We start from the raw sequence: 11,145 nt of genomic DNA, 5'->3' as shown, positions 1-11,145 counted from the left end.
TCAACGTGAGCGGTATTGATCGTGATACCACGCGCCTTTTCTTCTGGCGCGCTGTCGATCTGATCATAACCCTTAGCCTCTCCACCGAACTTCTTCGACAGAATGGTGGTGATTGCAGCTGTCAATGTTGTCTTGCCGTGGTCAACGTGACCGATCGTGCCTACGTTTACGTGCGGCTTCGTCCGCTCGAACTTTTCTTTTGCCATGACCGTTCCTTAGATTTCCGAATTCCAGAAGACTGGAGCCCATGACCAGATTTGAACTGGTGACCTCTCCCTTACCAAGGGAGTGCTCTACCCCTGAGCTACATGGGCCTTAACCTGATGGTGGAGCGGGTGAAGGGAATCGAACCCTCGTCGTAAGCTTGGAAGGCTTCTGCTCTACCATTGAGCTACACCCGCTGAGCCAAGCTAACCTAACACCTGCCTCACGGATCACACTTCACACCGCAAGCAACTAAACCTTTGGTGGAGGGGGCAGGATTCGAACCTGCGAAGGTATAAACCGCCGGATTTACAGTCCGGACCCGTTGGCCGCTTGGGTAACCCCTCCGAATGAGCCGCGCATTATGGTGAAGTTACCTAAACCTGTCAAACACTATTTCGCACTTTTTTCTGAAAAAAATAGACAGAATTTACATCACATTGTTTTTACAGTAATTTAGCCAGCCATTTTTTATCATTCAGTGCTGCATGAACCGCCAGCAGCGGTGTATACGCTTATTGCGGAAGTCTTCCGGCACACTAGAATCTGAGATTTCCATACATTGAAATTGCGAAAAAAGCACTTCGTCCGGCTTGAAAGTGCGCAGATTGTTTGAAAAATAGAGAACACCACCTGTTGACAGTAGTTTCATACACTGAGTAATCAGTTGAACGTGGTCACGCTGAATATCGAGTACATCAACCATCTTGGCGGAGTTGGAAAAGGATGGTGGATCCATCACGATCAAGTCGAATTGATCGCGACGTGCAGTTGCCTCTTCCAAAAATCGGAAGACATCGGCCCGCACAAGGACATGCTGGGTCAAATCGATTCCATTGAGTACAAAGTTGCGTCTTGTCCAGTCTTGATAGGTATTCGACATATCTACCGTAACTGAGCTAACAGCACCACCACGAGCGGCATAGACTGAAAAGCTACCAGTATAGGCAAAAAGGTTGAGAAAGCGCTTACCAGAAACCTCTTTCTGCACTCTGGACCGCATCGGTCGGTGATCCAGGAACAACCCCGTATCTAAATACCGGTCAAGATTAACAATAAACTGATGCCCTCCCTCCTCCACCACAAAATCTTCACCTTCTTGCCCTGTCGTTTCGTATTGGGCCGCTCCCCGTTGTCGCCTGCGCTGCTTGAGCGAAACTGCATTCAGTGATATATCCAAGACAGTGGCAACAGCCCGACAAGCTTGCTGTAGCCAAGCATCATAGCTATCGTCATCCATCTGCCATCCGGTATCGACCTCCTGAAGATGAACACGATTGCCATATAGATCAACGATAAATGGAAACTCAGGAACATCCCGATCATAGATACGATAGGCTACGATGCCATTGCGACGAGCCCATTTACTCCAGTGCCTGTGATTCTTACGAAGACGGTTTTCAAATGCTGCAAAATCGGGCATAGCGTTTAGGTACGTGCGTGATGATCAAGTAAGTGTTGATAGACTGCGTCGGGAACATACTGACGAACAACATCCTCCCATCCTTGCGGCCCGACCATGCCTTTGACCATGGTCGAACTGACCTCTGCAATTTCGCGAGGTGGCATCAGGAAGACAGTGTCAATGTCGGTAAAGAGATCACCGTTGATATAGCGCATCGTGCGCTCAAATTCATAGTCGCTTGGGGAGCGAATGCCACGTAGCACATAGTTGGCCCCAACTGATTTCGCGTAATTCACCAGAAATTGATTTTCAAATGCTTCCACTCGCAAATGAGGTAAATGACGGGTGCACTCTTTCAGCATAATTTTGCGCTCACCCACAGTGAAGGTGTATCGCTTGTCTGGATTGACACCAATAGCCACCACCAGCTCATCAAACAGTTTGACACCTGCTTCAATCATCCACAGGTGCCCCTTTGTTACCGGATCGAAACTACCGGCATATACCGCTCGCCTCATGGTCGCCCTCAGTCAGTTATTCAGTCTCAAGGCAATATACCATGCCCCAGGATAGGGCGAAGCAGGTCATTGCATTGCAGCATCAGTGAATTGACATATTTATCCCGAGCTGTATTACTCTATCCCAACGCATCAACGTACTTGGGAGCATCATCTATGCTGTTGCTTCATCTTCGTCACTTATTAATAGTTGCCTGGGCTGGCATTGCCACACCCTGTCTTGCCGATATTGTCGTCGGTCAATCCGCTCCGTTAACCGGCCTAGCAGCAGATGCAGGAAATGATCTGGCTCAAGGCACACGTGCCTATTTCGCGTTTCTGAATGCCAATGGTGGCATCAATGGACAATCGGTCAAGCATATTGTCAAAGATGACCAGTACCAGCCTGGTGCCACGGATATCAATACAAGTATTCTGGTTGACCAGGAAAATGCCCTGGCCCTGGTAAGTTATTTTGGCACTGCCAATGTTGCCGGATTGTTGCAACAGAACGTACTCGGCAAAGCAGGCATCCCTTTGGTAGGTGTTTATAGTGGTGCCAACAGCTTACGGGAAACGGGCTCACCGCAACTCTTCCATACTCGGGCCAGCTATGTCGAAGAAGTAGATAAGATTGTGACGGTACTCAAGAGCCTTGGAGCAGACGAACTTGGCGCCTTGTATCAGGATGATGCGTTTGGCTCTGCCGGATTGGATGCAGCAAAAAAATCCTTACAAAAGCAAGGGCTGAAACTTGGCATCACTGCCAGTTTCGAAAAAAACACGGAGAACGTGGAGCAAGCTGCCAAAGCGCTTGCTGCAGCCAATCCACCGGCTATTCTTCTGATTGCACTGACACGTCCTGCGGCAACCTTTATCAAGCAATTTCGCCAGATGGGCGGCAAATCCCAGCTCTTTTGCCTATCAACGGTCAGCCACGAAGAATTGGTGCGATTGAATGGAGCGGCCAATGTGGCTGGGTTAGGTGTATCTCAGGTCTACCCTGGGTTGGATGCTTCCCATATGAAATTGATCAAGGAATATCGAGAAGTGATGAAGAAGTATGCGCCCAACGCCCGACTCTCCTACGCCTCACTGGAAGGCTTTATCAACGCCAAAGTCCTGACAGAGGGGATCAAGCGTGCCGGTAAAAACCCAACTCGGGAGACAGTTCAAAAGGCCTTGGATGGGCTACGCGATTTTGATCTAGGCAACTTCAAGATTGATTTCGCCGATCGTCAACACCGAGGCTCCCGCTTTGTTGATCTGACCATGATGAACCAGCAAGGAGCCTTATCTCGCTAACCAAGCCGGGACCGTCAAGCAAAAAGGCCGCATTCAATTGCGGCCTTTTTGTTTTCTACCCAACATGAATTAGTTGATTTCCTCAACACGATGACAGGCAACGATGCGCTCGTCGAAAGTCCGTAAAGTGGGAACCTCCTGCTTGCAGCGATCGATTGCATGCGGGCAGCGTTTGTGAAAAGCACAACCAGAGGGCGGATTCAACGGGCTCGGCAGCTCACCCTGAATTTTGATCTTCTGTCGTCGGTCTTCCTCACGAATCGCAGGTGTCGCTGACAGCAATGCCTGGGTATATGGATGCAGAGGCCGACTGTAAATTTTGTCACGCTTACCGTATTCAACTGTCGAGCCCAGATACATCACCATGACATCATCGGCGACATGTTCAACCACTGCCAGGTTATGCGAGATGAACACATAAGCAATATTGAACTCATCCTGCAAATCCATGAACAAGTTCAAAATCTGCGCCTGAATCGACACATCCAGTGCAGACACAGGCTCATCCGCCACCACGATCTTTGGATTAAGGATCATGGCACGGGCAATGGCCACTCGCTGCCGTTGCCCACCAGAGAACATGTGCGGGTAGCGATGAAAATGTTCCGGACGCAAGCCAACCTTGGCCATGATGGCCTTGACCTTGTCTTCTCGTTCTGCTTTGGATAGCCCAGAATTGATCAACAACGGCTCGTCCAGCACAGAACCAATTTGTTTGCGCGGATTCAACGATGCATAGGGGTTCTGGAACACCATCTGCACCTTGGACCGCATCTGCTTCAGCGTCAACTTGTTGGCTGACGCAACATCAATACCTTCAATGGCCAGATGGCCGCTGGTTGGTTGTTCGATCATCGTCAACTGGCGGGCCAGAGTTGACTTGCCACAGCCTGATTCACCAACTACCGCAAGCGTTTTACCTGGCTCCAGCTCAAACGACACGTTATTCAGCGCCCTGACAGTCGCTTGGCCTTTCATGAAGCCACGCGAGACTTGATAGTGGCGCGAGAGTTCTTTCGCGATCAGTATCTTGCTCATACTGTCGGCTTCCCTTCATCGTTCAATGGGGTGAAACAACGTACGCCCAGTCCATTTTTAACTTCTATGCGGGGGCGCTCATTGCGGCATTGGTCTTGTACATAGGGACAACGTGGGCTCAGCAGACAGCCCTTGGGGCGGTCGTAAAGGCCCGGCACAATACCAGGCAAGGTAGAGAGACGATGCGCACCTTTGCTGTGTTCCGGGATCGATGCCAACAACGCCTGGGTATATGGATGGCGAGGATGCTCGAAAATTGCAGGCACTCGATTGGATTCGACCAACTGCCCGGCATACATCACGTTCACACGATGAGCGATTTCCGCAACAACAGCCAGATCATGCGTGATCATGATCAGAGCCATATTCTGACTCTTTTGCAGATTGACCAACAGATCCATGATCTGGGCCTGGATTGTCACATCCAACGCTGTTGTCGGCTCATCGGCGATCAGCAGCTTGGGCCGACAGGCAATCGCCATCGCAATCATTACCCGCTGGCTCATCCCACCGGATAGCTGGTGAGGATAGGCGTTGAGACGTGACTTGGGATCAGGAATCTCGACCATCTCCAATAACTCCAACGCACGGCGCTCAAGCGCAGCACCACGCAGCCCTTCATGTACCTTAAGCACTTCCTTGATCTGGTAGCCGACAGTGTAGCTTGGATTCAAACTGGAAAGAGCATCCTGGAAAATCATGGCAATGTCTTTGCCGATGATTTTGCGACGTTCGCGCTCTGACATGGTAAGCAGATTTTTACCATCAAACGACAGTTCATCGGCAGTCACACGCCCTGGCGCATCAATCAACCCCATCAACGCCAGCATGGTGACTGATTTACCTGAACCGGACTCACCGACAGTGCCAACAATTTCGCCACGATCGATTTCAAAGTCGATTCCATCAACGGCACGAAACGGATTAGCACCGCTACCAAACGTGACGGAGAGATTACGGATTTTCAACAGACTCATGTCCTCATCCCCTTAAGCGACACGTTTCAGTTTCGGGTCAAGCGCATCGCGCAGGCCGTCCCCCATCAGGTTCAGGGCCAATACCGAGAACAAAATGGTCAAACCAGGCATAGTCACGACCCACCAAGCACGTTCGATATAGTCGCGTGCAGACGATAACATGGTGCCCCACTCAGGCAAGGGCGGCTGTGCGCCCAATCCCAAGAAACCCAACGCTGCAGCGTCCAGAATGGCCGAGGAGAAGCCCAAAGTGGCCTGAACGATAATAGGTGCCATGCAGTTTGGCAGCACAGCGTTGAACATCAGACGCAAAGTGCCAGCCCCCGCCACACGTGATGCCACCACGTATTCGCGGTTGATTTCCGCCATGGCTGACGCACGTGTCAGGCGAACATAATTGGGCAGGCTGACCAAGGCAATCGCCAACATGGTCTTGAACAAACTGGGGTTGATGTGGAAAAGTCCTTCCACCGCCTTGTCAAATGCGTCGTTACTGAGGATGGATACAATGGCCACCGCCAGCAGCAAGCTGGGTAACGCCAGCAGAATATCCATCAGACGCATGATAGCGGTGTCCAGCTTGGGAAAGAACGCCGCTACAAGGCCCAGAACGATTCCAGGGATCATAGACATGACCACTGAAACCAAGCCGATGGACAGCGACAATCTCGCACCGAAGATCAGACGTGACAAAATGTCTCGCCCCAGATCATCCGTCCCCAGCAGGAAACGGGTTGAACCACCCGCCTGCCAGAAAGGAGGTGTCAACATATGGTCACGATACTGTTCGATCGGGCTGTGCGGTGCAACCCATGGTGCAAAAACGGCACAGATGATCAGAGCCAACATGAACAGCATGGCAATCAGTGCACCACGATTGGCAGAAAAACTTTGCCAGAATTCCTTCAACGGTGAAGGATAGGACAACACAGCCACTTCGGCCTGCTGCGGGACAACGGTAGTAGTCATTTCAGCCATGGTTTACCTCGCGTGGCGAATGCGCGGGTTGATGACACCATACATGATGTCTACCAGCAAATTGACGACGATGATGATGGTGGCTGTAATCAGAATGCCACCTTGTACGATTGGATAGTCACGACGGAATACCGCATCGATCAACCACTTGCCCACACCCGGCCAAGAGAAGATGGTCTCGGTCAATACCGCCCCTGCCAGCAATGTGCCAACCATCAAACCAATGACAGTAACGACCGGAATCAAAGAATTACGCAGTGCATGGACCATGATGACGCGCGTTTTCGACAAACCTTTAGCCCGAGCAGTACGGATATAGTCCTCACGCAGCACTTCCAGCATGGAGGAACGAGTCATCCTGGCAATCACGGCCATTGGGATGGTTCCCAACACAATGGATGGCAGGATCAGATGCCGCAGCGCTGAAATGAATGCACCTTCTTCGTCTGACATCAGCGTATCGATCAGCAGCAAACCAGTCTTCGGCACGATATCGTATTCAAGCGAAATCCGGCCGGAGACAGGGGTCCAGCCGAGCGTCACCGAGAACAGAATGATCAACATCAAGCCCCACCAGAAGATAGGCATGGAATAGCCAGTCAACGCGGCACCCATCACGGTATGATCGACGACAGTACCACGTTTGATTGCGGCCAGTATCCCAGCCAGTAGACCAAATACGGTGGCAAACAACATCGCACAGACCGACAGCTCGAAGGTCGCGGGGAACAGCTTGAGGAATTCAGTCATCACCGGCTCTTTAGTGATCAGCGAATTGCCAAGATCGCCCTGCAAAGCACGAGTCAGGTAGTGAAGGTACTGCTGCCACAACGGCAGATCTAGTCCCAGATTATGCATAGCGGCCTTGTACATTTCTGGATCAAGTCGTCGTTCGCCAACCATGACCAGAACTGGGTCGCCGGGGAGAAGGTGGATCAAGCCGAAAGCGATCAGCGTGATCCCGAGGAAGGTAGGAATGACCATCCCGATCTTCCTGAGGATAAAGGAGAGCATAGCGTCAACCTTTGTTGAAGGCGTCGCAAACGCGCATCGGGCAGACCATGAAAAGATCGTACTGCACAAAAGACCAGTTCAGTACCTTTTTACAACCTGCCGCTGCGTGCTTGGCAACAGCCCGTGGTGTCCATCATCTGGGCTGGGATTGCCAACCCACCACGAAAAGTGGGGCGGATATTACCCGTTTGAAAGTGAAACAACAACTTGAATCAACTGGTTTTCCCGAATATATGCAGTAAGCATGTTGTGATATTGCACTGCAAAAAAACGGGTCGACTCATTGCCAACCCGTTATTTCAGGCCAATCGTGGGGGTTACTTAATGTCAACGCCCCAAAAGTGGTTGTTTCCAAGTGGTGACAATTTGTAACCGCTCACATTTTTATGCATAGCCACAAACATGGTTGGATGCGCCAAGGTCAGCCACGGCGCTGTCTCTTTAAACACCTTTTGTGCTTCGAGATAAAGTTTGGTGCGTTCTTTCGGATCAGAATTGGTTTTTGCTTTATCCAGCAATTCATCAAATTTCTTGTCACACCAACGTGCGTAGTTCTCACCAGATTTGGCTGCGGTGCACGACAACAATGGGGTCAGAAAGTTATCGGGATCACCATTGTCACCCGCCCAACCGTTGAAAACCATGTCGTGTTCGCCCGCTTTGGCACGCTTCAGCAGCTCGCCCCACTCCACCACCTTGATTTCGGCATCGATCCCGATCTTCTTCAAGTCTGCTTGCAGCATCTCAGAGCCCAGCTTGGGGTTCGGATTGACGGTACCACCGCCAGGGCGGGTCCAGATTGTGGTTTTGAAGCCATTCGGGAAACCCGCTTTTGCCAAAAGTTCCTTGGCTTTTTGAGGATTGTATTCGTAGTCCTTCACTTCCTTGCTGTAACTCCACATGGTCGAAGGAAACGGATTGATCGCCGGGCTGGCCGCCTCGCCAAACAATGCTTTGATATAGGACTTCTTGTCGAACCCCATCGAAATTGCCTGACGGACTTCTTTCTTTTCGTAGGGCTTATGCTCCATGTTGAAGGCCAAATAGGCCGTCATCAGCGCATTCAGTTCGTCAACCCTGATCTTGGGATCCTTACGCAGATTGGCCACATCATTGGGCAACGGATACAAGGCAATCTGGCATTCACCTGCTTTGAGTTTCTGGATACGGACCGACGTATCAGGGGAAATTGCGAAAATCAGCTTGTCAGCCGCTGCCTTACCTTTCCAGTAATCCTTGTGCGCATCAAAACGGATCTGGGCGTCTTTCTCATAGCGCCTGAAAACGAACGGGCCAGTACCGATTGGTAATTGATTCAGTTGTTGAGTCTTACCAGCCTTCAAGAGCTGATCACCATACTCAGCTGAAAAAATAGAGGCAAAACCCATCGCCAGATCAGCCAGGAATGGGGCTTCTGGTTGATTCAGCGTAAATTTGACGGTGTAGGGATCAACCTTCTCAATCGATTTCACCAATGTCGGAAATTCCATACTTTCCGCATAAGGGTAACCGCGTGTGCTGACCTTGAACCAAGGATGGTTTTTGTCCAGCATGCGATTGAATGTCCATAGCACATCATCGGCATTGAATTCGCGAGTCGGTTTAAAATACTCGGTAGTGTGGAACTTCACACCTTTACGCAATGTAAAGGTGTAGACCAGCCCATCCTTGGAGATGTCCCACTTCTCAGCCAGTCCAGGTACAACTTTGGTTGATCCCCGCTCGAATTCGACCAACCGGTTATGAATGGCTTCTGAGGTGGCATCAGCCGTAACAGCGGCGGTGTATTGGGAAATATCGAAACCTTCCGGGCTGGCCTCGGTGCAGACTGTCAATACCTTGGCCGCATGGGCTTGCGCCCCGATTGTCAACCCAGCTGTGATCGCCATAGCGAGCATTGTTTTGTTTTTCATCATGCTTCTCTCAATCCTGTATGTTTTTTTCGCCCTGTCGGGCTTGTGTGATGAAAAAAGGACGGGTTCACACCCGTCCTGATTGAGCCCCGTCAGGTACGCATTACTTCAGGCTAACGCCGTAGAAGCTGTTGAGACCAAACGGGCTGATTTTGAAGCCGTCCACTTCCTTGCGCATCGGCTGATAGACAGTCGAGTGGGCAACGGTGGTCCAAGGCAGCTCCTTCTTGAAGATTTGCTGAGCCTTGGTGTAAAACTCGGTACGCTTCTTGGGGTCAGTGGTTTGCTTACCTTTGACGATCAGATCATCGAATTCCTTATTGCACCACTGCGCATAGTTGTTCCCGCCCACTGCTTCACAACCCAGGTTGACACCCAACCAGTTGTCCGGATCTCCATTATCACCAGTCCAGCCTACCAGCATGGTGTCGTGCTCACCCGCCTTGCCACGCTTCAGGTACTCACCCCACTCGTAAGTGGTGATCTTGCCCTTGATGCCAACCTTGGCCCAGTCTGCCTGAATCATTTCTGCCATCAACTTGGCATTCGGGTTATACGGGCGCTGAACCGGCATTGCCCATAGGGTGATTTCAGTACCGTCAGCCACGCCCGCCTTCTTCAGCATTTCCTTGGCCTTTTCCGGGCTGTAACCCACATCCTTCAGGCCTTTGTCATAAGACCACTGGGTCGGTGGCATTGGGTTGGTAGCCGGCTGGCCGGCACCCTGGTATACCGCATCAATGATGGCTTTCTTGTTGATTGCCATCTCCAGCGCCTGACGGACTTCGGCCTTATCCAGCGGTTTATGCTTCACGTTGTAGGCCAGGTAACCCAGGTTGAAACCAGCCTGGCTTGGCACTACCAGCTTCGGATCTGCCTTCAGCACAGCCAAATCGGCCGGACGAGGGAAGACGGTCAGGTGGCACTCGCCTGCCTTCAGCTTTTGCATACGGGTGTTGGCATCAGTGGTAATGGCGAAGATCAGCTTGTCGAGTTTGACCTCACCTTTGCGCCAGTAATCCTTGTTCGCGTCATAGCGAATGGCGGCATCTTTCTGGTAACTCTTGAATACGAACGGACCAGTACCGATTGGTTGCTGATTCAGTAGCTGTGGCTTGCCATCCTTCAGCAATTTGTCCGCATACTCGGCAGACAGAATCGACGCAAAGCTCATAGCCAGATTCTGGATGAACGGCGCATCAATCTTTTTCAACGTGAACTTGACGGTGTATGGATCAACCTTTTCCACTTTGGTGATGTTCGCATCCATGCCCATATCGGAGGCATAGGGGAATTCGACCGGCATGGCTTTACGGAATGGTTGATCCTTGTCGATCATGCGGGTGAAAGTGAACACCACGTCATCGGCATTGAATTCACGGGTCGGTTTGAAGCTTTCACTGCTGTGGAACTTCACACCTTTGCGCAGTTTGAAGGTGTAAACCAGACCGTCCGGAGAAACCTCCCAACTTTCAGCCAGACCAGGCTGCACCTTAGTGCTGCCGCGCTCAAACTCAACCAGGCGGTTGTAGATGGTCTCGGCAGAGGCATCGAATGTCGTGCCGGACGTGTAGGGGCCAGGATCGAAACCTTCCGGGCTGGCTTCAGAGCAGAACACGAGCGTTTTTCCGGCAGCATAGCTTTGGGTGGCGCCGCAAGCCAAGGCAGCCGCAATGGCCAGTTTCAGAAGTCGGTTTTGCATCTCTTTCCTCTCAGACTTGAATTATGTAATACCGATGTCACCAGAGAAGATCCTTGCGACATGGCCGCTTTCAAGCAATGTGTGATCCAGTTTGGGCAAGTACGACGGAAAC

The 11,145-nt window shown here is 51.2% G+C and carries 10 protein-coding genes and 3 tRNA genes; 1 reads left to right on the top strand and 12 read right to left on the bottom strand.

Annotation, left to right across the window (positions count from 1 at the left end; genetic code table 11):
* The 6 genes from FFS57_RS20880 to coaD all read right to left on the bottom strand — a co-directional run.
* Positions 1 to 206: GTP-binding protein (locus tag FFS57_RS20880; RefSeq protein WP_249384098.1), on the bottom strand; the 206-nt coding region annotated here is incomplete at its 3' end.
* 33 nt (positions 207 to 239) lie between these two features.
* Positions 240 to 314, bottom strand: a tRNA-Thr gene (locus FFS57_RS20875).
* A 13-nt stretch (positions 315 to 327) separates the two neighbouring features.
* Positions 328 to 401 (bottom strand) — tRNA-Gly (locus FFS57_RS20870).
* Positions 402 to 465: 64 nt separating this feature from the next.
* Positions 466 to 552 (bottom strand) — tRNA-Tyr (locus tag FFS57_RS20865).
* Positions 553 to 682: 130 nt separating this feature from the next.
* Positions 683 to 1,627: a class I SAM-dependent methyltransferase gene (locus tag FFS57_RS20860; RefSeq protein ID WP_137939763.1), complete on the bottom strand. Its 945-nt coding sequence runs from the start codon at positions 1,625 to 1,627 to the stop codon at positions 683 to 685.
* A gap of 5 nt (positions 1,628 to 1,632) precedes the next feature.
* On the bottom strand, positions 1,633 to 2,127 hold the full coding sequence (gene coaD, locus FFS57_RS20855) for a pantetheine-phosphate adenylyltransferase (protein ID WP_137939762.1): 495 nt from the start codon (positions 2,125 to 2,127) through the stop codon (positions 1,633 to 1,635).
* Between the two features lie 156 nt (positions 2,128 to 2,283).
* Here coaD and FFS57_RS20850 point away from each other — a divergent pair, with 156 nt between their 5' ends.
* Complete coding sequence (locus FFS57_RS20850) at positions 2,284 to 3,411, top strand: ABC transporter substrate-binding protein (protein ID WP_137939761.1); 1,128 nt, start codon at positions 2,284 to 2,286, stop codon at positions 3,409 to 3,411.
* A gap of 69 nt (positions 3,412 to 3,480) precedes the next feature.
* On the opposite strand, the gene FFS57_RS20845 is transcribed toward FFS57_RS20850, so the two are convergent.
* The 6 genes from FFS57_RS20845 to FFS57_RS20820 form a co-directional block, all read right to left on the bottom strand.
* Positions 3,481 to 4,449 carry a peptide ABC transporter ATP-binding protein gene (locus tag FFS57_RS20845; RefSeq protein WP_137939760.1) on the bottom strand — a complete coding sequence of 323 codons (969 nt, stop codon included), beginning with the start codon at positions 4,447 to 4,449 and terminating at the stop codon, positions 3,481 to 3,483.
* Positions 4,446 to 5,426, bottom strand: coding sequence for an oligopeptide/dipeptide ABC transporter ATP-binding protein (locus FFS57_RS20840; RefSeq protein WP_137939759.1), 981 nt, complete (start codon positions 5,424 to 5,426; stop codon positions 4,446 to 4,448). The genes FFS57_RS20845 and FFS57_RS20840 overlap by 4 nt, the downstream gene beginning before the upstream one ends.
* Before the next feature lie 12 nt (positions 5,427 to 5,438).
* A complete protein-coding gene (locus FFS57_RS20835) occupies positions 5,439 to 6,395 on the bottom strand; it encodes an ABC transporter permease subunit (protein ID WP_137939765.1) in 957 nt (318 codons plus the stop codon).
* Between the two features lie 12 nt (positions 6,396 to 6,407).
* On the bottom strand, positions 6,408 to 7,418 hold the full coding sequence (locus tag FFS57_RS20830; RefSeq protein ID WP_137939758.1) for an ABC transporter permease subunit: 1,011 nt from the start codon (positions 7,416 to 7,418) through the stop codon (positions 6,408 to 6,410).
* Positions 7,419 to 7,735: 317 nt separating this feature from the next.
* Positions 7,736 to 9,331 carry an ABC transporter substrate-binding protein gene (locus FFS57_RS20825; RefSeq protein WP_137939764.1) on the bottom strand — a complete coding sequence of 532 codons (1,596 nt, stop codon included), beginning with the start codon at positions 9,329 to 9,331 and terminating at the stop codon, positions 7,736 to 7,738.
* Between the two features lie 103 nt (positions 9,332 to 9,434).
* The gene (locus FFS57_RS20820) at positions 9,435 to 11,033 is read right to left on the bottom strand and encodes an ABC transporter substrate-binding protein (RefSeq protein ID WP_137939757.1); all 1,599 of its coding nucleotides are present in this window, start codon (positions 11,031 to 11,033) and stop codon (positions 9,435 to 9,437) included.
* Positions 11,034 to 11,145 lie beyond the last annotated feature (112 nt).

Origin of the sequence: Chitinivorax sp. B (genome assembly GCF_005503445.1) — a bacterium.
In the GTDB taxonomy this organism is placed as follows: Bacteria; Pseudomonadota; Gammaproteobacteria; order Burkholderiales; family SCOH01; genus Chitinivorax.
The sequence above is the reverse complement of the archived record's forward strand: the minus strand, read 5'-3'. Positions and strand labels throughout refer to the sequence as shown.